This window comes from Xenorhabdus poinarii G6 (assembly GCF_000968175.1).
In the GTDB taxonomy this organism is placed as follows: domain Bacteria; phylum Pseudomonadota; class Gammaproteobacteria; order Enterobacterales; family Enterobacteriaceae; genus Xenorhabdus; species Xenorhabdus poinarii.
Map to the genome: position 1 here is coordinate 1,931,300 of NZ_FO704551.1, position 23,292 is coordinate 1,954,591.

Genomic DNA, 23,292 nt, shown 5'->3' on the forward strand with positions numbered 1-23,292 from the left:
TTCATAGCAATTCAAATGCCCGCGTGAAAACATTATCGGAATACGGCTGCTGACCGTTTTCCATCCGTATCATTGCCTTGACTAATGCAGTCATCGTTTCCTGATGGTTGACATCAATCACTGCATCACTGGCAATACCGACCGCCTGACTCACATAATTAATGTATGCCTCAGTGTCGTTTTCTATTTTTGGTGCCTAGCGGGAAATAAACTGACGGATCGTATTATCGCCATATTTGCGTTCGTAATTACGCAGAATTTTCAGCATCGCCCTGATGCCCCACGCCGGCGCCGTAAATTGACAAAAATCATCGTCTGTCTGGTGCGCACGCAGCCCCTGCCATTTATCACCGTGGCGAATGTTGCCCGGATTGTGATTACGTACGCCTCTACTCATCGGTTCGCCCCAAATTTATTTTTGAGAAAAATAAATACGGATTCGATAATCGCCCCAATTTTTTTGGTGCCTAAAAATCCGATGAACACACCAAAAAACTGCGCCAGACTGAGCGGCAAATTCGCATATTCCAGTGCGGTAATAATCCCAATACTGATAAACGAACAAATCGCCGCTTCAGCCAATGACGCCATCCAACCCGCACCATTTCGTTTCTCACGCGTGAATGCGGTTACCGCCGCCAGCAGCATTCCCGCAATGAGCGGGGCATTTATCATTATCCAGTCCCAGGCATACGCCCAAAACTCTGTGTTTTTTTCAGTCATGCGCATATTCCACCCCATCTGAACAATGGGCGTCCGTGGGGTGAGATAGTCGCCCCTGTGAGTTGAGTTAATAGGTTGCTAGAAGAAATGCGTGGATACGGAGGTACTGAGAGTGATTGCGGTGGCAAATTAGGTAACAAAAAAGGCCACTCCATGCGCAGCCTTGAATTTGAACTAGTCGGTCTCACCGACAGGTTGAGTTGTTCGGAATGACCGAACATGTGATACTCATGCTAGATTTTAACATTTAATACAAAAGGATTTTTATGCAACCGAACGATAAAAACCCACTCAAACAAAAGTCATTTAAATTCATTCTTGCCGGTGTGATATTACTTTTTATGGCGAGTATTAGATTTATTCAATATGATGATTTTTTACTGGGTACCGTCGAAAGCTTATTGGCTATTGGGCTTGTTCTCTTTGGGCTTAAATTGAAAAAAGGCGAAAATAAAAAGTAGACTACTAGATTCCCTCGAATTCGGGGGAATTATGTTGACCTGCCCCCGATCGGATTCAGCCATACCCATTGTTGATTACGGGTAGAAATGAAAAAGCCCCGCGAGTGCGAGGCCTTGAGATTCAGGGTGTAGATTTATTTCCAGTTGAAGAAAAAATGCAGCGTATTACCTACGTTTTGTTTCAGTAGGTCGCCTAGTTGTTTTGCGCCGTCAGAGGTATAGACGAAATCAGTTGTAGACTTTGAGGTTGAGCCAAGATTATACGTTAAACCATTCGCCGTTACTTCAAGAGCTTTACTCCCTAAGTCTGGTTGGTTTTGGGTGTCAACTAGCAATACTATATTATCAAAAGTACCGATAGTGCTTTCATATAACCTGAAATCTGAGATACCCCCAACACCTATGGTGCTTTGAAGATTGGTCAGAACACCAAAAGTAGATTCACCCGAACTTAAATCCCCCGCTTTGGTCATATACCCCCAATCTTGACTCTCACCATTACCATACTTGCTAGTCCCTATCTCAAGATCAAAAGACAGCATACAACCCATCTTTGTCCAATCACAAGCCAGCATGTCTTGTTGCTCAGGATTCCAAGCAAAAGTTCCCTCTTTATTTCCCTGTTTAACAGCCTGGTCATCTTTTCCAATATTATCGCCGTAAATGTAGGTATTAGCATCCCAGACATTACGACGTACATTATTCCCCAAATACACTTGAATCATTGCCCAAGGGAAAGAACCGACTGGCGCAGATACATCATTGTCAATTTTATAACTGACAGTAACATGAGCTTTATATTGCTCAGGATCAAACGGGCATTGTTTATTATCCAGCTTATTAACCTCAGACATAAATCCCTCACTTTATTATTCGTTAGTGGTCATTTCATCCTACTGCTAAGCCAGTTAATATTACTTAGGTTGTGTTTTTATCTCAATTTAACATCCGTTAACAGAATTAATACGCATTAAAATAGGGTTTCGTATTATAAAATATTCCTATTAGTCGAGTACGTGATTCTGTGAGTTGTAAATTCAAATTTTACTGCTAATTCTGAATATCCCGTGTTGGATATAGAGCAATAAAAAAACTCCGCCGAGGCGAGGCCTGATAATTCTATTCTGTTTCAATGAGAGGCAATAACCCATCGTTAGAGTAACGATGGGTTATTTTATTCAACAAATCAACATTAAAGTTCCACAAAAATTTTATTAAGAGAAATTAATTTCTCTTTTTGTGATTTTTGATAGAACAAAATCAGCAACAGCCTCCTCTGTAAAACACTCCTCTATCAGCGATTCATAGAAGGGCTTAAAATTTCGTGACCATGTTGGCTGGCTTATTTCTATCACCGAGTCGCAAATGGCCCTTCTAACTTCTTCGGCTGGCAACCGAGAGTAACCGCGTCCTGAGCATTTAGGGCAGGTTTTATAAACCGGAATACCGATCAACTCAGTTTGTGTTTTATCCAATACCTCTCCGCGACCGTTGCAACGGCAGGAATGGCGAACAGTCGATTTTCCCTTACATGTCGGGCAGACTACTTTTACAACCTCACGTATCTCTCGCAACTTCTCATATGATGATGGGGTAATTTTCAACCCCATATAGCAGAATCATAATACTATGTCATAATGTCTGTGACTTCCAATAACAAGGCAGAATTGAGATGGGTTACAGTCTGGATTTCCGAAAAAGAGTACGGGCATACAAAGACAAACATTCATTGACATTCGAGCAAACAAGCAACCACTTTGAGGTTTCTATCCGCACCTTGTTTCGGTGGAGTCACAAAATAGCGCCCTGTATGACGCGTGATAAACCGCCCACTAAAATTAGTGACGAGGCACTTATCGCCGATGTCCGAAATGACCCCGATGACTATCAATGGGAAAGGGCAAAACGGCTGGGCGTCTCACAATCAGCTATCCATTACGCCTTGAAACGGCTGAATATCACCGTCAAAAAAAAGCTAAAACACCCCAAAGCTGACGCACAGGCTCGTCAGGCGTTTGTCGAGCGTATCCGCCACTATGAACACGCGGGCAAATCGATTGTTTATCTGGATGAAAGCGGTTTTGCGCAGTCTATGCCACGCACACACGGTTATTCGGCGAAAGGGCTGCGGTGTTTCGGCACACACGACTGGCACGCTAAAAGTCGCATTAATGCCATTGGCGCCATCATCAAAAAGACCTTCATCACCTTAAGCTTGTTTGCAGAGAGCATTAATGCGGATGTTTTTCATGCCTGGATGACCCAAGATTTATTGCCAAAGCTCCCAAGCCGGACAGTAATTGTCATGGATAATGCCTCATTCCATAAACGAAATGACACGATAAAAGCGATAGCAGACCACGGATGCCAATTGGAGTGGTTACCTGCTTACAGTCCGGATTTGAATCCCATCGAACACAAATGGGCCGAAGTAAAAGCGATAAGAAGACGTGAAAGATGTTCAATTGATGAGTTGTTTATGGAACATGTGGAGCATGCCTAATTATATTGATTTAGCTATAGCAGACAGCAGATGTCAACTGGAATGGCTTCCCGCTTATAGTCCGGATTTAAACCCTATAGAACACAAATGGGGCGGAGCAAAAGCGATAAGGAGGCAAAAAAGAGGTTCAGTTGATGAGTTGTTTACGGAGCATATTAAATATGTCAGGTTATGTTGATTCTGCTATATGACCTGCTCCCCGTTGATTAACACACGGCAATGTTAGTAATGCACCCTCGGCGGTGAAAACAGTTTCGTACTTCCGCTTTTCGCTCATAACCGCCCAAATACCTTCCTGTAGAAGGCACAAAGCCAGAAGAGAACGTTCTCTACTATGTCTTATTTACTGTATTTACATCCTTTTCTGTTTGAGGGGGCGTACTGCCAGAGCAAGTGATGGCTAATACAACGAAGGTTTAGATAAAAACTTTTATTTCCTACCCCTTAAAAATCTTTTTCACCCTCTCAGTTATCCACCCTCTGCACAATACCCTGAAAGCCTTGCTACATCTGGGTTTGATACAATTAATATGATATTCACTAACTGTATCATCTGTTCACCCATTTTTTACACTAATGAAGAGAATGTATAGTTGATGTATAGTTAAAAAATAACTATACATCTATTATTTTATTTTAAATACAGTAGGATAATTAAAATGGTGTATAGAATGCAGACCTAAAACCAAAAGTTTTATGCAGGTGATTTAAAGTCTCGACACTCAGGCACAGAAGGTAGCCATTCTTCTGCTTCTTCCGATAACTCGACGTTATAAGAGTAACCTTTCTTGGTACGCATTTTCCGATACTCTTTCCGGTATTCCAGCATAATTTTGGGAAGTGATTCACCAAACTTAGTCAGTGTTAACGGACGTTCAAAGCCGTGCGCTTCCATAAAAGAAAGATAAGCATGATATAAATACATTCTCGGTGCCCGTGGGCTGATATTCTTATTGCCCATCTTCATACCGGTAACATCATTGGCGGATACCAAATAACCACAAAAGCGATACAATGGATCGGAATGACTCTTTACCGTTAACGCTTCGTTCGAGTCACGTTGCATCTGTAGCAGTTTTTTAGCCTTATCCTGGTCGGCAAATTCGTTTAATAAATGACGGATAATCACCGGCAGTTCCCGACTGATTTTCTCCGGCAACTGCGGGTCTTTCTCGGATTCTTTGACCGGAATATTAAACGGGGAATATCACCCGCCGCCGTGCAATGCCGCCATTGCGCTCTGTAAAGCTCATGGGTTCGTTATTGGTGGCTAATATTACGGCTTTAATGATGGTAGAAAATTGCTTCTCATATTTTCCGTCAACTTCAATCAGATCGCCGCCGGTAATGGCCTTAATGCCTGCGCCTTCACCAACATATTTAACCTGATCGGGCAGCGTAATTAAGCTCTTGCCGACAAACTGATAACGGCCTCTGGCCTCATCCAGCGCTCTCATATTGCCACTGGCGGTATTGTGCTCTCCCGCCAGTAAGGTGGCGATATATGTAAATACGCTTTTACCGCTGCCAATCTGCTGCCAATTTTGAATTTTCGTGCAGTTTAAAACCAAGAAAAAAGCCACCTTACGGTGGCTCTTTTTATCCCCTAACTCACTGTATTATCAGTGAATTTTATATTTCCAAGGCGGGACTAGTAAGTTAAGTTAGTTAATTGAATTAGTTGGATTTATTTGGATTTATTTTTACTTATTTATTTTATGCCCCTTTTTGTGCCCCTGCTTGATGCTACTTTGCAAATTCAACTTAGAGAGTCATACTTATTATGTTTATGTGAACTCCAGCTTGATTTATACCTAGAGTTAATAAGTAATCATATCAATGGTAACTTAAATCAGACCATCAACTGGCTCTGTTTTGAGATACTCCGCTGCTTACGGCGTGGTTGTTCATTATCTAACGTAAGAATTACGAAGCGTTCCTAGCAAAGTTAGTCCATGTACATTAGCATTCCCATCACCACTGACTAAGACAAATTGTGTATTACTGCCAGATAAAGAAGGGTAAATTCTGTTAGTTAAAAACTCACTAACAGTTGTAGAGTCAGAAGCTCGGCGTTGATATGGATAATCAGGTAAAGTTAAATTACCATTTCCTCTTATAACAAGTCGAACTCCTTCAATACCAAAAACTTGACGTTCAAAATCATATACAGATGCCATTTTGCTCTCCATTTTATTGATTTTAAGGCAATACTAATCCCGTAATTGCTTGTGGTTGTTACCCTAGATCTTAAAAGCGAATGAGCACTAGATCTAAGCGTAATCTAAACAATCACTCAATTCAGTTTGTACTTACTGAGCATTAAAATCAATGGCTATTCACTGTTTATTTTACATTAATAATGGCATTATTTTTGGTTTATTTTAAGGTTATTGTGGTTTTTTTCATCTCATTGCACTCGATTTATGAATTTTTTTTGCAGAAAATAGCCACATTATCGTGATAATTTACAGATTTTAAGTATTAATTTGAAGGTATTAATTTTTATGATAAGAATGATTTTTTATCTTAAAAGAGCTATCTATGTATTTACAACAAAATTACGCTGGTTTATTAATGTAACTTATTGAAAATAAGTTACATTAAAGACCTAAAATTACAATAAAAACAAAAATTATTTAATGGATTAAATTGTGACTCGGCTCACAACTATAAGTTAGATGATGATGCGTGAAATGGTGGAATTATTTTTCTCAAATGTGAGGCTTATATATAAAAAATTACTCTAAAGCTTTGCTGCGAATTTTGCGCTCGATGAACTGACCGTTCATATCAAAATACCGACTAGGCCAGATTTCTGAGGGATGAATTCCGAGATAATTTGCAATAATCCATTCGCCTTTAGGCCACGGACGAGAAAGTGTATTTGCTAATGTCGATGAACTGAGTCCTGCTTCACGAGAGACTGCCGCTAAAGTTGTACCGCGCTTACGTAATGCAGCAATAATATCGGCTTGATGCCAGTCATTTTTAACGTTATTCATTCCTGCTACCCCTTCCATTAATTAATCATTGATGGTGGCAATCCAGACAGGGTTCGCAGTACCGGAGAATACCCAACCGGCGAGGCCAAAGCCTCCCCTGTCTGAACCGCCATTGAAAGGGCGATAGCAAGCACGCTGGTAGTATATTTCTACCAGCGGGGTATTTTCTCAAGGCTGCGAAACCTTACCACCGGATTTTGCCGATGGCAGGGCTACTTTAACGAATTGTTTTATCTGGTTCAATAAGCGAATCAGTAAAACAGCTTAACTTTTTACGTTATATCCCATTGAACGCGTTCAGGCGCAGTTGCTGCTCTTTACTTAAGCTAAACGCAAAATCTTCATGCTCTATCTGCCATGTGCCAAAACTCATCAAAAACGCAATCGCAGGATCTATCTTATTCGCGGATTTCTTCTTATTCGGCTTGATATTGGCGTTCGCGTCCGTTTCCATCACCACATTGGACACTGCCCACGCAAGTACCGGATCGCCGTTGTGTCGAATGACCTTGCGATTCACGAATACCTCTGCCGATTTAGCTACGGGACTAAAGCGCATATAAGTTTGCGGGAACGGCTCAACGTCCAACCCCGCACCCTGTAGCTGAGTTCTCAGGTGCGTGGCGTTCCATGTGTCAAAGCCGACCAGCTTGATATCAAACTGCTGGCTGTCTTTAAGAATATCATCGCGGATACGGTCATAATCAATGCAATCGCCTGTTGTGGTACGTATCCAGCCTGCTTGTACCCATTGGCGATACACCGCCCGATTCTTGTTAGCAGGGTTCTGCAATTGTGCTTCGGGCAGGTAATGACGGGTCAGTAATAACAGTTCGTTATCCACCGGGAAGGTGTAACAGATACTGGTGATATCGCCTGTTGAAGACAAATCCAGTCCGGCGTAGCACTCCAGTCCTTTGAGGTCATTTTCATCATAATCTTGCTGGCAGGCTTTCCATGCGCCTTCACCCATCCACGGCGTTTCGCCCTGGCACCAGATATTAAAGCGTTTGGTTAACATCTCTGTCCATTGTGAGGGAATGCCGCGGGCTTTCTGGATAGTGTCATGCAGGGCGGCACTGTCTACCGAGACATCCAGATTGGGATTGGCCTTGATCCAAAGTGCTTCATCATCAATCTCACTCTCATCGTCCAGTTCGTAAATCAGGGCGAACAGCGATTCGTTTTGTTCTTCGCCATCCAGTATCTGACAGCAATAATCATAGTGCTGTTTACAGGCCGATATCACGTTACTGCCTGCGGTGGTAATGGCGAACAGGAGTCCTTCGGGACGGGCACCCATCCCCAATTCAAGCGCAGAGTACACGGCGTTATCGGGGTGTAAATGGTACTCATCGACAATGGCCAGACTAGGATTTGTCCCCTCAATCGTGGCGGCTTTGGAAGCCAGTGGCTTTAACAGGCTGTTGCTCTTTGGGTAGGTAACTTTATGTTGCTGGATAGCGACCCGTTTTTTCAGGGGCTTGGATAACAGGCACATCTGGCGGGCATCATCAAAGACAATCCGCGCCTGATCCCGGCTCACGGCGGCGGTGTAGATATCCTGCTGGCCTTGCTCCATCACCAAAAACCAGTTAGCCAGTATGGCGGCCACTGTGGATTTGGCATTTTTGCGCGGCACCTGAATATACGCGCTGCGGTATTTTCGGCGTCCGGTCGCTTTGACTTTGAAGCCGAACAGGTTAGCAAAGGCAAACTGCTGCCACGGTTCAAGCATGATGGGTTGACCACGTAAGTGGCCTTTGACGTGCGGGCAGAGACGGGAAAAGCCGATAAAACGCTCGACGACTTCGCTATCGAACGTATAAAGCGGGTTATGCAGGTCGCTATAATAGCGTTTCACGGCCTGTTTTACCCGCTGACAGGCCGGAATGGTGCCGTTTTCGATAGCAAAAGCATACTGTTCCCATGCGTTCATCGTGGTATGACTCAGGCTATCAGTGCGTCTAAATCATCAGGTTCGTCACTTTCTATCGGATTCCGGCGCCGGGATACGGGATCAAAACCGAGCAACGACGACATTTTTATCATGATTTTTTCGGCATCCGCTTTCGCTTTCAGTGACGGATTGCTGGTCGCTGCGCCGCGTGAACCTTCCACCGCGAACCCGCGCACTTCAATGTCTTCAACGGCTTTACGGTAAATCGCATAGTTGACGCAATACAGTTCTAAGTTGTTCCAGTCCGCCGGACTGAGATCTTCCCGTTCATTGAGAATTTTGGCTTTTGATTTCCATTGCTCGGCGGCGATGTCGTTCAAATAAACCGGGGGTTTGGGTGCTCTTGCCATAATATTCTGATTCCTATGAAGTTACTGCTATTGAAAAAAGTGCCGTGCGTAAAAATTGGAGGGGGCGGCGGTGCCATGAGGCAGGGCATTTGTCATGTTTGACTCCCCTACCCCCTCTGTACGCTCTCCTAACGATCCCTGAAACATTCCATTAGCTCCCCTGTCACGTTGTGTCTTGCGCTTCGTTGTGAGCTTATCAGGCGCAATCTGTTTCGATTGTCGATAGCGTTCACAGTGCTTTAATAGCCTTTAACTCATTGATTTGTTTCTTGTTCGTTCATGATTGATACATCCAGTCATGACGCGGCACCGCGCTTTCTTCCTGTTCCCGATATTCACCGCGCTTGCGTTTCTGCTTGGTTATCGGGTCTTGGGTAAACGTCTTGGTGTTATGGCAGCGATGGCATACGGATTGATGATTGAAGTCAGGCCAGAACAACACATCACTGTCACCGTCTATCGGGATAATGTGATCAACAATGGTTGCCGGGGTGTAGGTATTGGCTTTCAGACACATCACACATAAAGGGTTCGCTTTAAGGTACATCAGCCGATACTTACCCCATTGATTGCTATAGCCGCGTTGGGTTCGGGGGCCTCGTTGCTTATCCTGCTGACGTCTGGTTTCCCGTTGGTGTTGTTCACATCGGCCTGATTTCACCCTCTCGCGGCAGTTCGGGTAGCTACAACGTTTTAAGGGTTGCCACGGCATCAGTAAACTCCCACATCACGATAGACAGACCACAGCGATTTAATGGTGAACGTGTCTTTTCGCTTAAACGGCCACATAGTTACACCTCGGACAGTTGCAGCCAGTAATGACGCAAATCGGCATCACGGGGTTTAGCGGCATTCAGTGAACGCCTGGCAATCTCGACCCCACTTTCAGGATAGGCGGGTAAGCTAGTGATGGTGATTTCCCGTAATTCGGCTTCTAAGACGGTTCTGACGTAAGGTTCCTGACCCACATCCCACTGATCCTTCAATGCCCTGAACCCGAAGGACATCCCGGAAATATCGCCACGTTCAACCAGCGTTAACACATCGCGCCCTAATTGCGTATCAGGCGGGGTTAACTCAAAGCGTAGTCCGGTGGCATCTTCACTCAACTGCAACGTACCGGAGGTGGTGCGGCCTAACAGGTTCATATGATCATGTTCATACAATGCCCGAACATCAGTCTTTGCCGTCAAGCTGGCACGAAAGGCATTCGGGGCGAATTGTTCAACAAATTCATCCCATAGGATTTGGGATCGGCTGTTCCACTTAATCACATAGCCGGTCAGTTTTTTATCACTGGCAGACAGTGAGGCAGTGCGGATTTCAAAATCGTTATTCATCTTATGGACTCCAAGACTGAAAAGGGGCTTTTCGCCCCTCTCGCTTATTTACTGGCTGCTTTCACTTCCAGCACCTTGATGGCGTTGGAGTCCACCAGACCGCCGCCCAGATATTTATCGGTATGTACCTTATAGAAGCCCGGTTCGGTAATATTGTCAGGGCGGGTACGGGTGCCTGTCTCATGGTCAACGATGAAATAGCCGCGCTTGAAGTCACCCAGACCAATCACGCCATCCGGCATAAATTCAAGGTAATGGACAGACAAGCCCAGCAGCAGATCCGGATCACCGGCCTGTAAACGCTCACGCCAGATATAATCGCCGTTGCCGTTTTTTAGCTTCTGCACCTGCGCGGCGGTCGTGGAGTTCATTACCCACACCGCATTTTTACGGTATTTATTTTTGAGTAAGAATTTCAGGTCAATCAGGCTATCGGCGGAAAGCGTGGCAGCGTCCAGCTTCTGTAACGTGCCAAATGCACGTACCTTATCGGCTTGAGTGTCACGGGGATAAGACAAGAAGCCTTTCGCTTTTTTGCTGCCGTCACCGCTCACAAGGTCAGTTTCTTCGGTATCAACGAAGGTGTCGGCAATTTCTGACGTCAGCCAGCCCAAGATATCCACATCGCTAAAATCGATAATCTCTTGGGTGGTTTTAGGATAGGCGTAAATCGGGAACAGCTTGATGCTGACTTCTTCCATCTTCGGCGTGCCCGTCTCACCGCGTGCCTTACCTTCTTCGCCGTGTGTCACGGCTGCCCCACCGACTGAAACCAACTGTTTATATTCGTTGCTGCGGGTGGTCTTAATGGTACAAATCCGGCGCATGACCGACTCATCAGCCAGTTGCTGCATGATTTGTTTATTCAGTTCCGGGATAACGGTATAGCCGCCCCCTGAGGGGACGCCTGTAGACAGGGTACGGGTTTCGCCGGTCAGAATATAGTGGCGCAGTTCGTCATTGCTGAGTGTTTCACTGGCAGGCTGATTCTTGACCTGACTGCGTTCTTCATCAGCAATTGACTCATAACGGGCGATTTCCGTATTCAGCGTGTCGGACTGGTTGCGCAGTTCGTCAAACTGCTTCGCTTCATCTTCGGTCAGGGAACGCTTTTCACCTTCGGCCTTGGTGAGCAGGGTGCGCATTTGTTCGGTAAGAGTGGCCTTTTGCTGGCGTAATTCGAGTAATTTTTTCATGGTGTTTTGTGGTTGGTTATTCTGCTTAAAACACTATTTAACATCATGAAAAATGATAAAAAAGCCCCTGACATTCAGAGGCTAAACTTGCGAAAACATGAGGACGGAATATTTACAAAATTTTTCAATTACATAACTTAATATCTTTAACATAAGTAGTAGGTGACATCCATGAAATTTTATCGCATGTCAGATAACCATCACGTTTTAACTTATAGCTAACATAAAAAGAGACAGGTAAGCTGATGATAAATGATAAAATTGCTAATCTAACCAGATAGTTAACAATTATCTTGTTAAATTTTGGTAACCTATCAAAGATAAAGAAAAAAACAAAGCCTGAAAACGCGTAAAATAATAGAGGTGAAGACATAACAACCATGACAACAGTGGCAGAAAATGTTATTTCATCTTTCATTAATATTAATGAAACAGCATCATCAATGATGACACCAATCATAAATGTTACTAACAATAATAATATTATCGCACCTAATACTTTAAAGTATTTACTATTCACCTAAACCTTCCTAATCCATTAAAAAAATATTGTAAGTCTGCTTCCGGTGTTCTTGGTTTTCTTTTCATTTCTTCTTTCAAAAGTGCTATTAATTTTTCACTTAGCCCATATTTCTTATCAAGAAAATCTAAAATATAAGCTACTGAAAAACCAGCAAGTAGAACTATTACCGCAGCAGCAATAATACTTCCACCTACCAAAGCAGTGGCAGTTACAAGTGAACCGACAGCCCAAGAGGAAACAGCAACAATAGCTGTTTTAGCCATATCCATTGTTATGTTTCCGATAAAATCAGCTAGCGTATATTCATCCTTAAAAATACTTTCTATCAATCTATAGGCAATCGAAAATACAATACAGAATCTAACACCTTTAACAACGCTTGCATTAAGCCCCTGCTGCCCTATTCCCATTCCAAGCATTTTGGGGTTTTTGGCACGATAGCGTGTCCCCATAATACGACTCCTAAGACCTGCATGCCCCGACAGGTGAATATACTTTTCCCCATTTTTTCCTACATGTTCTGTAGCTTTAATGCCCAAGCTCTTAAACTCTCTGCAAACTTCAGAAAACCCATGCGCATCATAGATATTTCCCGCATAAGTGGAAATAGGATCAGTGACGGAAAATACAGGTGCCATCGGATTTTTTATCTTGTTGCCTGCGTCCGTACCTCTTGCAAATGCTTCTTCATAACTTAGATGTTTTTCGTCCATACCTCTTGCAAATGCATATCCATAACTTGGACTTTGTGGACGGCGGTGGCTGATATCCTCAATAATACTTTTGGCTTCCGCTAATGTGAGGACAAAGTGATATTGGGTATTATCCCTCAATACTTTTTCTAGCCCAATAGCATCAAAAAATTCATGTTGAGGCGTTAACTGGTTAATGCCCACTTTCCCATTTAAGTAATCGCCAAGATATCCATCCCAAGTAGGATTATATTTCTTATGTGTCATTCCTCAATTCTCCGTAACATCCCCTATCAATCAGGCAGAATATAACAATAATACTTATCAATTCCAGTGTATATAAAAGTACACCAGTAAATTTGTGATGAACTTCCATTCTTAAATGAAATCAGATAATTACCCAATCTAAATTTCAGGTAATGCCACAATAAAAAACGCATTGATGTACTCAATTTATCTTTCCAGATTCACCCGCCTTTTATTTACCTGCCAGAGGAAACCCCCTGAAAATCTTTTTGAACCTCTCAACTATGCACCCTGTGCACTTTCCATATAATACATTGATAATATGTAATTTTTAATGGTGAATACGGTGTGCACCAACTGTTCACACTGTGCCCCCCTAAATTATTCAGGAAAAGGTGAACAGGGTGCATAGTTGGTGCATAGTTAAATAACAACTGTACACCTTACTTTTTCATTGTAATTCAATATATTATATTAATTAGTGCATAGGGTGCACAGTTAACATCAAAACTTTATATAAGGGGGGTTACTTGTTCAAGTGTTCAGGAACAGCCGGAAGCCATTCGTTAGCATCATCCGTTAAATTCACATTGTAGTAATAACCCTTTTTAGTTTTAAATTTGCGATAGTCCTTTTTATATTCCTGCATCACTTTAGGCAAGGAATCCCCGAATTTAGTCAATGTCAGCGGTCTTTCAAACCCATACGCTTCCATAAAGGACAAATAGGCGTGATACAAATAGATTCTCGGTGCCCTGGGGTAAATATTCTTGGTTCCCATTTTCATTCCTAATTCTTCCCCCAGCGAGACTAAGTAAGCACAGAAATTATACAGGGGATCGGAATGGCATTTTACCGATAATGCTTCGTTAGAGTCGCGTTGCGCCTGTAGCAGCTTCTTAGCCTTGTTCTGGTCGGCAAATTCGTTTAATAAATGACGGATAATCACCGGTAATTCCCGACTGATTATTTGGGACAGTACATACTGCTCAAACCCAATACACCACAGGTCAATGACGAAATGGTGGAGGCGGTAGGACAATATGTCGAGACGGTTTGGGGGCTGGCTCAGGGTAACGAGTTATTGATCGAACAGCGCGTTGATTTTTCCGAGGTGATTGGCGTCGAAAACTCGTTTGGCACTGCCGATGCCATCATCATTAACGGCGGTGAACTGCAAATTCATGACCTGAAATACGGTCGCGGCGTGCGGGTCGATGCCGAGAAAAACGAGCAACTGATGTTGTACGCGCTAGGCGCTCTCGACCAGTTTGATATGTTGTACGAGTTTGAAACGGTACGGCTGTTCATTCACCAGCCCCGATTAAATCACGTATCAGAATGGGTGCTGGGTGTAGATGAATTGCGCCAGTTCGGGGAACGAGCCAAAGACGCGGCGGCATCGGTCATTACGATATTTGGGATTGCACGGTGTGAAGGGGTGGACACATTACCACAAGACACGTTCACACCGGGCGAAAAACAGTGCCGGTTTTGTAAAGCCAAGGCGGATTGCCCCGCACTGGCCGCTCACATCTGGAGCACTATTGTGGAGGATTTTGACGACCTGACACAACCGTTAGAGCCTCAGATAGCGAAGGAACAAATCCCTAAATATGACAACCAAACCCTCGCAGCCAAATACGAGCAAGTTGATTTTATCGAAAGCTGGTGCAAGGCGGTGCGGGGCCGTGTCAGTGATGAACTCAATGCCGGGCACCCTATCCCCGGATTTAAATTAGTCGAGGGTAAACAGGGTAACCGATCATGGAGTGTTGAGACAGACGCCGAAGTGATGTTGAAAACGCTCAAGCTCAGGCAAGATCAAATCTACACCAAGAAGATTATCAGCCCTACCCAAGCGGAAAAAGTGCTCAAAAAAGAGTACCCGAAAAAATGGGCTAAGTTAGAGTCCCTGATTACCCGGCCTGACGGTAAACCTACCGTTGTCCCGGAATCCGATCCGCGTCCAGCACTGGACATTAATCCTATCAACGATTTTGACGACATATCTGACGATATGTTCTCGTAATAACCTCTAAAGAGATAACAAAATGAAAATTAGTTTAAAACAAGTGCGTCTGGCATTCCCTGATTTATTTGAAGCAACTCAGGTTAATGGGCAAGGCGATTTTAAATTCCGTTCCACGTTCCTAATTCCAAAAGAGCGCAAAGATTTAATTGCCGAAATTGAGGTTGCAATTAAGAAAGTGGCTACCGAAAAATGGGGAGCTAGAGCTGAGGGTATTATTAAAAGCATTCGCGGAAACAACATGCGATTTAATTTCCGTGATGGCGATGATAAACCGGATTACGACGGTTACGCGGGTAATATGTATATTTCCGCCAGTAACAAATCGCGGCCACTGGTTATTGATCGCGACCGTTCGCCACTCACGGCACAGGATGGTAAACCGTATTCCGGCTGCTATGTTAACGCCACTATCAGTATTTTTGCGTATGAAAATAACGGCAAAGGCATTTCGGCATCGCTCTCAGGGGTTCAGTTCTTCCGAGATGGTGACGCATTCGCAGGTGGCGGCGTCGCCTCAGTAGACGATTTTGACGATATCAGCGAAGGGGCTGACGCCGAAGCCGACGTTTTTAATTGAATATATTTTACGCCCCGCTTCATGCGGGGTACTTATTAGGATAAAAACCATGACACAAAAAGTATTAACCAAAGATATAAAAAGCGAAATTGTTAAAAACGCACTGATTAAAGCGGGTATTTTCGAGAAAGACGAACAATTATATAAAGACCGCGCGAATTGGGCTGAGAAAATACGAATTGAAGCCATCGGTGGCGAAAACATGGAACAGGACATCCAAAATGTTTTATCCGAAATAAAAACGTTGGCGGCTAAAATTCCCGAAGCAGTGCGTGAAAATGATATGCCTGTTCGTGACACATATTATATAGCAATTAACTTGGCGGGCAGTCGTGTTGTTGCCTATTTTAACGGCGCACGTGCACGTTTCGATAATCGGGATTGCATATTCAAAATAACACCAAAGGGAACCACATTATTAGCCGATAATCCGCTGGTGAATGAATTCTATGCCCTCGAAAAACGGTACAAAGAATTAGAAATTCAACGCGAAACTATTACACATAATGTCGAAGCCGCGTTATTAAAAGTTCGCTCCGTAAAACGGTTATTGGAAGAATGGCCGGAGGCTGCCGAATTATTGCCTAAAAGCGCGGCGAAAGCCGCACCAGTTCCCGCCGTTCGCCGTGAAGCACTTAATACATTAATTGGATTACCGACCGAAGTAGTTAGTTGATTATAAAAAAAATGCCCCTTACCTTTAAGGGGCAAGAGCACGTTTATTTATGTTCAGTTAAGTATCGCGTAACTTCGGCAGAAGTATGAGGGTCTAAGGCTGAAATTAATACATATAAATCACGCTCAAATTCGCATGCTAATTTAGGATGTTTAGCCAATTCATTTATATCTTCGACATCAACCGAATTCAAAAGATCTTCATGCCTTTCTACCAATTTAACGAGGGTATTAGTCAGTGCTTCTTTCACTTTTTCAACCGGCAATCTATTCACCTCAACATGCTGTTGTATCGAATGAGTAATAGCCTCCATATATTTTCTCTGACCTGCACTATTTTCCCCCAGCTGCTTGCCAATCCTGTCTAAATCTGGATTCCCAAGTACACCAGGATGTATGGAATTGAAACATTCAATACCAGAGGGGTCCATAGCTAAAATGTCATTAAAAAATTTGGCGCGATACCTGGTATAGCCGTTAACAGCATCATCTGAAGCGGAATTCAACATTTTTGATAAGTTATTAGCAGACCATTCCCGCAGTGATAACACGTTTTTCACAATGAAATCATTCTGAGATGATTTATCCTTAATAAGATAGGAATCTCTAACTAACGAGTAGAATTCATCAAACCGCTCAGGTTCAACAATACGTATAACATCCAAAATGGGCCATGTTTTTAATATTTCGTCCTGTGGAGGGCCATTAAATTCTTTTGCTTTATCATTTACAAGACCATATCCCGCAGCAAAAAAATTGCCATAACACTAATGGCGATAACTAAATTCTTAATACTAATTTTAGAACTTCCCATGTATCCCTCACCAATTTAAAACAAATTATTATGAATAATACAACACTCTGGCTCGACCTCGAAACCTATAGTGAGATCCCGATTAGAAACGGTACTCACGCCTACGCCGAACATGCCGAAATTATGTTGTTTGCCTGGGCGGTTAACAATAACCCGGTTCAGGTATGGGATATTACCAGCAATATTCCCATACCAACCGAATTACGTAACCGTTTATTTGACCCGAACGTTATTTTGTTCGCCCATAACAGCCACTTCGACCGAACGGTACTGAACCACACGGGGTATAAAACGGATATTTCCCGCTGACGCGACACGATGGTGCAAGCGCTGGCTCACGGTTTACCGGGGGCGTTAGGTGCGTTATGTGACGTTTTAGGCATTCCCGCGGACAAAGCGAAAGATAAAGACGGTAAGTCGCTCATTCAACTCTTCTGTAAACCCCGCCCGAAAACCAGCAAAATAAGACGAGCCACCCGCCAAACACACCCTGACGAATGGGCGCGTTTTGTTGCGTATGCCGGGTTGGATATTGAGGCCATGCGCGCGGTGCATACGCGCCTGCCCAAATGGAACTATCAGGGGGCTGAACTGGCGCTCTGGCACCGTGACCAACAAATTAATGATCGTGGTGTGTGCATGGATATTGAGCTGGCGAAATCCGCGATTGATGCGGTAGAGCAAGAACAGCAGCGATTGGCAACGCGTACGCAGGAAATGACCGAGGGTGAGGTTCAGGCCGCCACGCAACGCGATGCGATGCGATGCTGCGACATATCGCCTCCGCGTTCGATGTCACCCTGCCCGATTTGCAAAAAAGCACACTGGAGCGCCGAATAGCGGACCCGGGTATCCCATCGGCGTTGCGTGAACTGTTAGCTATCCGGTTACAATCCAGTACCACCAGCACCAGTAAGTACAAGGCGCTGATGAATGGCGTTAACGCGGACGGGCGTTTACGGGGAACCCTGCAATTTTGTGGCGCATCCCGTACCGGACGGTGGGCGGGCCGCCTGTTTCAGCCGCAAAACCTACCCCGCCCCACACTACCCCAAGATGTGATCGACACCGGTATCGAGGCATTGAAAGCGGGCTGTGCCGACCTGCTCTATGACGACATCATGCAGTTAACCAGCTCGGCAGTCCGTGGCGTTATCATCGCGCCGGCGGGTAAAAAATTGGTGGTGTCTGACCTGTCCAACATCGAAGGGCGCATGCTGGCATGGCTGGCAGGGGAACACTGGAAAATCACCGCATTCAGTGAATTCGATAAGGGTATCGGTGCAGACCTCTACAAACTGGCCTATGCCCGTGCATTCAACATCCAGCCTGACGAGGTGACAAAAGATCAGCGTCAGATCGGTAAGGTCATGGAACTCGGATTGGGTTATGGCGGCGGTGTTTCTGCTTTTTTGACGTTCGCGTTGACCTACAATATGGATCTGGACGCACTCGCCGCAGCGGCGTTACCCAACATACCCGCCTCCGTCCAGCGGGACGCCATGAGCTGGTACAAAAAATCAGTTGAACAGAAACAAACCCACGGACTGAGCGAACGGGTTTTTATCACCTGTGATTCACTCAAACGCATGTGGCGCAACGCCCACCCTAAGACCGTGTCATTCTGGTATGAACTGGAAGAGGCAGTAAAGCGGGCCATCAGCTCATCCAATGTTACTATCACCTGCCGGAAACTCAGAATACGCCGCGACGGTGCTTGGCTCCGAGTGGTTTTACCGTCCGGGCGTGCAGTCTGCTACCCCGCCCCGCGTGTCGATGACGGGCAGATCAGTTATATGGGGACCAACCCCTACAGCCGTAAATGGCAACGGCTCAAAACCTACGGCGGAAAACTGGTCGAAAACGTCACCCAAGCCGCCGCCCGCGATGTGCTGGCGGGGAACATGCCACGTATAGAAGAAGCGGGGTATGACATTGTGTTAACGGTGCATGATGAGGTTTTGACTGAGGCACCGGACACACTCAATTACTCCCATGAACATCTCAGCACACTACTCGCCACTAATCCCGACTGGGCACCGGATTTACCTCTGAGTGCCGGCGGGTTTGAGGCGTACCGATATAAGAAGGATTAATAATTATGGAACGTTGTAAAACATGCCTCGGCTATTACGGTGAACCTAAACCTGTCGCTGTTGGCGAAAAATGCTGTTTTACCCTAACCACTACACGCAATGGATTCTCGTTTAATTCCCGCTCAGTAACAGGAAAATTAATACAGGTTAATGACGATGGTGGTTACTCAATCGCCTACCGGAAGAAAATATATCACGCTCTCAATATTGCCCACCCTGATGACCCGTCGCCGCTCACGCTGGCGTTTTGTGGAAGTTGCAATTGCTCTCTTAAGTAAGGCTCGCTCTATGTCATTTAAATACCGAGACAGCCCGTTATATTTTCGCACTGCGCGCGAAGCTGCGCAAATTGAACGCAAGGGCGATTATTTACGGGCATCGAAAGTTTGGAATAAAGCCGCCCGACATTCACGTAATACCGTAAATATTGAATGGGCGGAAATACGTTCTGATTTTTGTTTAAAACAAATTGAACGGGATAAATATATCAATGAACATTCGAGAAAGTGTAATCGAAAATCACTTAGTCAAAGAAATTAAAAAAGCTGGGGGAATTGCCTACAAATTTGTTTCCCCCGGTCGCCGTTCTGTCCCTGACCGAATTTGTGTATTACCCGGTGGGCGCGTGGTTTTTGTTGAATGCAAAGCACCCGGTGAAAAACCCCGACCCGACCAAATACGCGAACATGAAAGGTTACGTGCATTAGGTTGCGAAGTCGTGGTTTTGGATAATAAGAATGTGGAAGAAATATTATGACGCAAGAATTTAGTACATTAATGAAAAAAGCCTCTGAGCTAGAAAAAAAAGGCCTCCCACGTCGGGCAGCGGAAATATACAACAAAGCATTTTTAGCCGCGAAATCTAATAAAGATGAAAAAGAAGCGCTATTAGGTAATAAACGCTGCATTCGAATTTCTGCAATTAAAATACCCGAAAATATGTTGTGAGAAAAACAATGGATAAACCCATATTAAGTATGATGCGTTTCGGTTCGGTTTGTTCCGGCATTGACGCGGCCAGTGTGGCATGGGAACCACTGGGACTGTCGCCAGCATGGTTCAGTGAAATCGAAAAATTTCCCAGTGAGGTACTGCGCCATCACTGGCCGTCTGTCCGCAATCTGGGGGATATGACCCAAATCCCCACCCTGATTGCCGAAAATCAGGTTGAGGCACCGGATATTTTGGTCGGCGGCACACCCTGTCAGGCGTTCAGCATTGCAGGTTTACGCAATGGGCTGGGCGATGAAAGGGGGAAATTAACACTATCATTCGTGGAGTTGGCCAATGTCATTGATTCAGTCAGAGCAGCAAATGGAAAACCGCCCGCCATTATCGTCTGGGAAAATGTCCCCGGCACCCTGTCCAGCAGAGACAACGCATTTGGCCACCTGCTGGCAGGGCTGGCCGGTGAAAACGAACCGTTGCAGCCGTCAGGGAAACGGTGGACGAACGCGGGTTATGTGTCTGGCCCCCAAAGAGCCATCGCCTGGCGAATTCTCGACGCTCAATATTTCGGAGTGGCCCAACGACGCCGCCGTGTGTTTGTTGTCGCAAGTGCTCGAACAGACTTCTGTCCCGCCACGGTACTTTTTGAGCCAGACAGCCTGTGCAGGAATACTCCGCCGGGCAGAACGGCGGGGGAAACAATTACCATCCATGCTGGAGTCCGCGCTGTTATCGGTAGTCACGGGGAGTTAAACATTTACCGGTTGGTTTCGTTCGGGGAGTACCGAACAGATGATATTTCGTCAACGTTGCGCTCACGGGATGATAAAAGCGCCGCTGATCTGATAACAACACGCGGTGCAGTGCGCCGTTTAACCCCTGTGGAGTGCGAGCGGTTACAGGGTTTTCCTGATAATCACACACAAATCCCCTGGAATGGTAAATCCGCCTCAGATTGTCCCGACGGCCATCGTTACCGGGCAATCGGCAACTCAATGGCTGTGCCTGTGATGGCATGGATTGGAAAACGAATTTTAATGCAGGAGTAAGTAATGGATAAACCCATTTTGGATATGTGTTGTGGCTCCAGAATGTTTTATTTCGACAAATCCAATCCGGATGTTTTATTTTGTGACATTCGTAGAGAGCAATATATTTTATGTGATGGCAGGAAATTAAAAATCAATCCTGATTTAATAGCTGATTTTAGAAACCTGCCATTCGAAAATGAGGCGTTTAATTTGGTAGTATTTGATCCACCACATCTCATTCGCGCGGGTAAAAATGGCTGGCAGCGCAAGAAATACGGCGCATTGGATAAAACAACATGGCGCGATGATTTATCACGGGGATTTAGGGAGGCATTCAGGGTACTACGTCCAACGGGGACGCTGATTTTTAAATGGAATGAAACGCAAATTAAAACCAGTGAAATATTGGCACTGATAGATATTCAGCCTGTTATCGGTCATATATCTGGCAAACAAGGATACACTCACTGGATGACATTTTATAAGAGAGGCTAGTAATGACGACCAACAAAAATAATTCGCCAACATATACCGCGGAAATAGAATTAACGGATTTCGCAGAGAGTAATGATAGCGGGGTAGCATTTGGGAAAATATTCAATGACCGTCGTAAACGATTTGATGATGGGGTGGAAATAATGACATCACCGGTATTAAATCATAAAACCTACAAAACAGATGGATATATAAGAACCAAAAATTCAGTTTATAAAATCAGGGGGCATTCCGCATGAAACCATTCACCCCCCGCCCCTATCAAAACCTCATTATCAACCACCAGCTCGATATCCCCCGCTCAAATATATGGGCGGGCATGGGCATGGGCAAAACCGTAGCTACGCTAACAGCCATGAACGATCTCTATATGGCCGGCAATGAGACACAACCCACTCTGGTATTAGCGCCCCTGCGGGTGGCTCGCTCCACATGGCCCGATGAGGCGAATAAATGGGATCATCTGAATAATATCGACGTACAGCCCATAGTGGGTAGTGTCAAAGAGCGCAAGGACGCGCTCAAAAATACCAATGCCAGTGTCTTTACCACTAACTATGACAACCTCGTCTGGCTGGTGGAAACGTTGGGGGATAAATGGCCGTTCGCCACCATCATCGCTGACGAGAGCACCCGGTTAAAATCGTTCCGATTACGCAGAGGAGGGAAACGAGCGGCGGCGCTGGCAAAAGTTGCTCACAAACATGTCAAGCGTTGGGCTAATCTCACCGGCACGCCTGCCCCTAACGGATTACTGGATTTATGGGGGCAAGCGTGGTTCGTCGATCAGGGCGAGCGGTTAGGTCGGACGTTCGGGGCATTCACCAGCCGCTGGTTTGATAATTTCCAGCGGCCTGGTCAACACTGGCCGGATTTAAAACCCAAGGACTTCGCTCAGGCGCAAATCCAGCGGGCCTTGAACGATGTCACTATCTCATTAGACGCGGCGGACTGGTTCGACATTGAAGAACCTATACCCAATATTATTCGTGTTGATATGCCGCCCAAAGTTCGCCAGCAGTATACGGCGATGGAAAAAGAAATGTTTCTGGAACTGGAGGGGGTCGGTGTTGAAGCCCCTAATGCTGCAGCCAAGACGGTTAAGTGTTTACAGATCGCCAGCGGCGCTTTGTACACCGACGAGAACGGCACATGGCAGGAATTACACGACGCTAAATTACAGGCACTGGACAGCATCCTCGCCGAATCGGGCGGAATGCCCGTGCTGGTGGCCTATCATTGGAAACATGATCTGGAGCGACTACTACAGGCATTCCCAAAGGGGCGGCATCTAGACTCAGACCCTCAGACGATACGCGACTGGAATGCCGGAAAAATCCCCGTTTTGTTCTCACACCCCGCCAGCGCCGGGCACGGCCTGAACTTACAGGACGGCGGAAATATTCTGGTATTTTTTTCGCATTGGTGGGATCTGGAGCAGTACCAGCAAATCATTGAACGTATCGGCCCTACCCGACAGGCACAAGCCGGTTATCACCGTCCGGTCTTCATCCACCACATTATCGCTGCTAACACCATGGACGAAATGGTCATGGAACGACGTAATTCTAAGCGGGAAGTTCAGGACATTTTACTGGAAGCAATGAAGAGGAAGTGAGAAA

Annotated in this window: 25 protein-coding genes and 6 pseudogenes; 15 read left to right on the forward strand and 16 right to left on the reverse strand. The window is 45.1% G+C overall.

Annotated features, from left to right (window positions below; all coding sequences use genetic code 11):
- Position 1 precedes the first annotated feature (1 nt).
- Positions 2-397, reverse strand: a pseudogene (locus XPG1_RS08895) (structural protein).
- Positions 394-723 carry a phage holin, lambda family gene (locus XPG1_RS08900; protein WP_045960613.1) on the reverse strand — a complete coding sequence of 110 codons (330 nt, stop codon included), beginning with the start codon at positions 721-723 and terminating at the stop codon, positions 394-396. Before XPG1_RS08900 ends, XPG1_RS08895 begins: the two are co-directional and overlap by 4 nt.
- A gap of 266 nt (positions 724-989) precedes the next feature.
- On the opposite strand from XPG1_RS08900, the gene XPG1_RS08905 reads away from it, so the two are divergent.
- A complete protein-coding gene (locus XPG1_RS08905; RefSeq protein WP_045958769.1) occupies positions 990-1,184 on the forward strand; it encodes a hypothetical protein in 195 nt (64 codons plus the stop codon).
- Between the two features lie 134 nt (positions 1,185-1,318).
- Here the strand turns inward: XPG1_RS08905 and XPG1_RS08910 are convergent, their stop codons facing one another.
- Together XPG1_RS08910 and XPG1_RS17585 are read right to left on the reverse strand one after the other, a co-directional pair.
- Positions 1,319-2,038: a Thoeris anti-defense Tad2 family protein gene (locus tag XPG1_RS08910; protein ID WP_045958770.1), complete on the reverse strand. Its 720-nt coding sequence runs from the start codon at positions 2,036-2,038 to the stop codon at positions 1,319-1,321.
- 360 nt (positions 2,039-2,398) lie between these two features.
- A complete protein-coding gene (locus tag XPG1_RS17585; protein ID WP_071825362.1) occupies positions 2,399-2,794 on the reverse strand; it encodes an antitermination protein Q in 396 nt (131 codons plus the stop codon).
- A 62-nt stretch (positions 2,795-2,856) separates the two neighbouring features.
- On the opposite strand from XPG1_RS17585, the gene XPG1_RS17590 reads away from it, so the two are divergent.
- Both XPG1_RS17590 and XPG1_RS19165 read left to right on the forward strand, forming a co-directional pair.
- Complete coding sequence (locus XPG1_RS17590; protein WP_071825363.1) at positions 2,857-3,687, forward strand: IS630 family transposase; 831 nt, start codon at positions 2,857-2,859, stop codon at positions 3,685-3,687.
- Positions 3,680-3,865 (forward strand): transposase, encoded by a 186-nt coding sequence (locus XPG1_RS19165; RefSeq protein WP_052708285.1) that lies wholly within the window; start codon positions 3,680-3,682, stop codon positions 3,863-3,865. Before XPG1_RS17590 ends, XPG1_RS19165 begins: the two co-directional genes overlap by 8 nt.
- Positions 3,866-4,381: 516 nt before the next feature.
- Here XPG1_RS19165 and XPG1_RS08935 read toward each other — a convergent pair.
- The 11 genes and pseudogenes from XPG1_RS08935 to XPG1_RS08980 form a co-directional block, all read right to left on the reverse strand.
- A pseudogene (locus XPG1_RS08935) lies at positions 4,382-5,288 on the reverse strand (DNA primase family protein); the annotation flags it as partial.
- Positions 5,289-5,597: 309 nt separating this feature from the next.
- Complete coding sequence (locus XPG1_RS18445) at positions 5,598-5,867, reverse strand: hypothetical protein (protein WP_071825364.1); 270 nt, start codon at positions 5,865-5,867, stop codon at positions 5,598-5,600.
- A 561-nt stretch (positions 5,868-6,428) separates the two neighbouring features.
- A complete protein-coding gene (locus tag XPG1_RS08940; RefSeq protein WP_045958771.1) occupies positions 6,429-6,692 on the reverse strand; it encodes a helix-turn-helix domain-containing protein in 264 nt (87 codons plus the stop codon).
- Between the two features lie 277 nt (positions 6,693-6,969).
- Entirely contained in the window at positions 6,970-8,631 is a 1,662-nt protein-coding gene (locus tag XPG1_RS08945; RefSeq protein ID WP_045958772.1) for a terminase large subunit, read from the reverse strand.
- 11 nt (positions 8,632-8,642) lie between these two features.
- Positions 8,643-9,002 (reverse strand): phage terminase small subunit P27 family, encoded by a 360-nt coding sequence (locus XPG1_RS08950; RefSeq protein WP_038262351.1) that lies wholly within the window; start codon positions 9,000-9,002, stop codon positions 8,643-8,645.
- Positions 9,003-9,279: 277 nt separating this feature from the next.
- Entirely contained in the window at positions 9,280-9,714 is a 435-nt protein-coding gene (locus XPG1_RS08955) for an HNH endonuclease signature motif containing protein (protein ID WP_045958773.1), read from the reverse strand.
- A 79-nt stretch (positions 9,715-9,793) separates the two neighbouring features.
- The gene (locus tag XPG1_RS08960) at positions 9,794-10,342 is read right to left on the reverse strand and encodes an HK97 family phage prohead protease (protein ID WP_045958774.1); all 549 of its coding nucleotides are present in this window, start codon (positions 10,340-10,342) and stop codon (positions 9,794-9,796) included.
- A 44-nt stretch (positions 10,343-10,386) separates the two neighbouring features.
- Positions 10,387-11,538, reverse strand: a complete 1,152-nt coding sequence (locus tag XPG1_RS08965; protein ID WP_045958775.1) for a phage major capsid protein — start codon at positions 11,536-11,538, stop codon at positions 10,387-10,389.
- Between the two features lie 124 nt (positions 11,539-11,662).
- Positions 11,663-12,058, reverse strand: coding sequence for a DUF1240 domain-containing protein (locus XPG1_RS08970; protein ID WP_045958776.1), 396 nt, complete (start codon positions 12,056-12,058; stop codon positions 11,663-11,665).
- Positions 12,055-13,020 (reverse strand): hypothetical protein, encoded by a 966-nt coding sequence (locus XPG1_RS08975; protein WP_084717288.1) that lies wholly within the window; start codon positions 13,018-13,020, stop codon positions 12,055-12,057. The genes XPG1_RS08970 and XPG1_RS08975 overlap by 4 nt, the downstream gene beginning before the upstream one ends.
- A gap of 505 nt (positions 13,021-13,525) precedes the next feature.
- Positions 13,526-13,966 (reverse strand): annotated as a pseudogene (locus tag XPG1_RS08980) (primase-like DNA-binding domain-containing protein); the annotation flags it as partial.
- Between XPG1_RS08980 and XPG1_RS08985 the strand changes: the two are divergent.
- From XPG1_RS08985 to XPG1_RS08995, 3 genes and pseudogenes are all read left to right on the forward strand, one after another.
- Positions 13,967-15,031 (forward strand): annotated as a pseudogene (locus XPG1_RS08985) (DUF2800 domain-containing protein); the annotation flags it as partial.
- Between the two features lie 22 nt (positions 15,032-15,053).
- Positions 15,054-15,611, forward strand: a complete 558-nt coding sequence (locus tag XPG1_RS08990) for a DUF2815 family protein (protein WP_045958779.1) — start codon at positions 15,054-15,056, stop codon at positions 15,609-15,611.
- A gap of 49 nt (positions 15,612-15,660) precedes the next feature.
- A complete protein-coding gene (locus XPG1_RS08995; RefSeq protein ID WP_045958780.1) occupies positions 15,661-16,287 on the forward strand; it encodes an Nmad5 family putative nucleotide modification protein in 627 nt (208 codons plus the stop codon).
- A 43-nt stretch (positions 16,288-16,330) separates the two neighbouring features.
- Here the strand turns inward: XPG1_RS08995 and XPG1_RS09000 are convergent, their stop codons facing one another.
- Positions 16,331-16,951, reverse strand: a complete 621-nt coding sequence (locus tag XPG1_RS09000) for a hypothetical protein (protein ID WP_045958781.1) — start codon at positions 16,949-16,951, stop codon at positions 16,331-16,333.
- 179 nt (positions 16,952-17,130) lie between these two features.
- Here XPG1_RS09000 and XPG1_RS09005 point away from each other — a divergent pair.
- The 9 genes and pseudogenes from XPG1_RS09005 to XPG1_RS09040 all read left to right on the forward strand — a co-directional run bounded on the left by XPG1_RS09005 (position 17,131) and on the right by XPG1_RS09040 (position 23,288).
- Positions 17,131-19,196: pseudogene (locus XPG1_RS09005) on the forward strand (DNA polymerase).
- Positions 19,197-19,201: 5 nt separating this feature from the next.
- Positions 19,202-19,474, forward strand: a complete 273-nt coding sequence (locus XPG1_RS18635) for a hypothetical protein (RefSeq protein ID WP_162197111.1) — start codon at positions 19,202-19,204, stop codon at positions 19,472-19,474.
- A gap of 10 nt (positions 19,475-19,484) precedes the next feature.
- Entirely contained in the window at positions 19,485-19,736 is a 252-nt protein-coding gene (locus tag XPG1_RS09010; RefSeq protein WP_045960622.1) for an ANR family transcriptional regulator, read from the forward strand.
- On the forward strand, positions 19,687-19,953 hold the full coding sequence (locus XPG1_RS09015; protein WP_045958782.1) for a PDDEXK family nuclease: 267 nt from the start codon (positions 19,687-19,689) through the stop codon (positions 19,951-19,953). Before XPG1_RS09010 ends, XPG1_RS09015 begins: the two co-directional genes overlap by 50 nt.
- Positions 19,950-20,144, forward strand: coding sequence for a PerC family transcriptional regulator (locus XPG1_RS09020; RefSeq protein ID WP_045958783.1), 195 nt, complete (start codon positions 19,950-19,952; stop codon positions 20,142-20,144). Before XPG1_RS09015 ends, XPG1_RS09020 begins: the two co-directional genes overlap by 4 nt.
- Before the next feature lie 32 nt (positions 20,145-20,176).
- A pseudogene (locus tag XPG1_RS09025) lies at positions 20,177-21,178 on the forward strand (DNA cytosine methyltransferase); the annotation flags it as partial.
- Between the two features lie 18 nt (positions 21,179-21,196).
- Complete coding sequence (locus XPG1_RS09030) at positions 21,197-21,670, forward strand: class I SAM-dependent methyltransferase (RefSeq protein ID WP_045958784.1); 474 nt, start codon at positions 21,197-21,199, stop codon at positions 21,668-21,670.
- Between the two features lie 2 nt (positions 21,671-21,672).
- Positions 21,673-21,909 (forward strand): hypothetical protein, encoded by a 237-nt coding sequence (locus XPG1_RS09035; RefSeq protein WP_045958785.1) that lies wholly within the window; start codon positions 21,673-21,675, stop codon positions 21,907-21,909.
- Positions 21,906-23,288, forward strand: a complete 1,383-nt coding sequence (locus tag XPG1_RS09040; protein ID WP_045958786.1) for a DEAD/DEAH box helicase — start codon at positions 21,906-21,908, stop codon at positions 23,286-23,288. The genes XPG1_RS09035 and XPG1_RS09040 overlap by 4 nt, the downstream gene beginning before the upstream one ends.
- The last annotated feature ends 4 nt before the right edge of the window (positions 23,289-23,292 follow it).

Bases quoted from the DNA above. Each gene is read 5' to 3' on its own strand.
- XPG1_RS08940 (WP_045958771.1), bottom strand. From the start codon at position 6,692: ATGAATAACGTTAAAAATGACTGGCATCAAGCCGATATTATTGCTGCA.
- XPG1_RS08905 (WP_045958769.1), top strand. From the start codon at position 990: ATGCAACCGAACGATAAAAACCCACTCAAACAAAAGTCATTTAAATTC.
- XPG1_RS08965 (WP_045958775.1), bottom strand. From the start codon at position 11,538: ATGAAAAAATTACTCGAATTACGCCAGCAAAAGGCCACTCTTACCGAA.
- XPG1_RS09030 (WP_045958784.1), top strand. From the start codon at position 21,197: ATGGATAAACCCATTTTGGATATGTGTTGTGGCTCCAGAATGTTTTAT.
- XPG1_RS17585 (WP_071825362.1), bottom strand. From the start codon at position 2,794: ATGGGGTTGAAAATTACCCCATCATCATATGAGAAGTTGCGAGAGATA.
- XPG1_RS09020 (WP_045958783.1), top strand. From the start codon at position 19,950: ATGACGCAAGAATTTAGTACATTAATGAAAAAAGCCTCTGAGCTAGAA.
- XPG1_RS08900 (WP_045960613.1), bottom strand. From the start codon at position 723: ATGACTGAAAAAAACACAGAGTTTTGGGCGTATGCCTGGGACTGGATA.
- XPG1_RS08955 (WP_045958773.1), bottom strand. From the start codon at position 9,714: ATGCCGTGGCAACCCTTAAAACGTTGTAGCTACCCGAACTGCCGCGAG.
- XPG1_RS09040 (WP_045958786.1), top strand. From the start codon at position 21,906: ATGAAACCATTCACCCCCCGCCCCTATCAAAACCTCATTATCAACCAC.
- XPG1_RS08995 (WP_045958780.1), top strand. From the start codon at position 15,661: ATGACACAAAAAGTATTAACCAAAGATATAAAAAGCGAAATTGTTAAA.
- XPG1_RS17590 (WP_071825363.1), top strand. From the start codon at position 2,857: ATGGGTTACAGTCTGGATTTCCGAAAAAGAGTACGGGCATACAAAGAC.
- XPG1_RS18635 (WP_162197111.1), top strand. From the start codon at position 19,202: ATGGAACGTTGTAAAACATGCCTCGGCTATTACGGTGAACCTAAACCT.
- XPG1_RS09015 (WP_045958782.1), top strand. From the start codon at position 19,687: ATGAACATTCGAGAAAGTGTAATCGAAAATCACTTAGTCAAAGAAATT.
- XPG1_RS19165 (WP_052708285.1), top strand. From the start codon at position 3,680: ATGCCTAATTATATTGATTTAGCTATAGCAGACAGCAGATGTCAACTG.
- XPG1_RS08975 (WP_084717288.1), bottom strand. From the start codon at position 13,020: ATGACACATAAGAAATATAATCCTACTTGGGATGGATATCTTGGCGAT.
- XPG1_RS18445 (WP_071825364.1), bottom strand. From the start codon at position 5,867: ATGGCATCTGTATATGATTTTGAACGTCAAGTTTTTGGTATTGAAGGA.
- XPG1_RS08910 (WP_045958770.1), bottom strand. From the start codon at position 2,038: ATGTCTGAGGTTAATAAGCTGGATAATAAACAATGCCCGTTTGATCCT.
- XPG1_RS08960 (WP_045958774.1), bottom strand. From the start codon at position 10,342: ATGAATAACGATTTTGAAATCCGCACTGCCTCACTGTCTGCCAGTGAT.
- XPG1_RS09035 (WP_045958785.1), top strand. From the start codon at position 21,673: ATGACGACCAACAAAAATAATTCGCCAACATATACCGCGGAAATAGAA.
- XPG1_RS09010 (WP_045960622.1), top strand. From the start codon at position 19,485: ATGTCATTTAAATACCGAGACAGCCCGTTATATTTTCGCACTGCGCGC.
- XPG1_RS08945 (WP_045958772.1), bottom strand. From the start codon at position 8,631: ATGAACGCATGGGAACAGTATGCTTTTGCTATCGAAAACGGCACCATT.
- XPG1_RS08950 (WP_038262351.1), bottom strand. From the start codon at position 9,002: ATGGCAAGAGCACCCAAACCCCCGGTTTATTTGAACGACATCGCCGCC.
- XPG1_RS08990 (WP_045958779.1), top strand. From the start codon at position 15,054: ATGAAAATTAGTTTAAAACAAGTGCGTCTGGCATTCCCTGATTTATTT.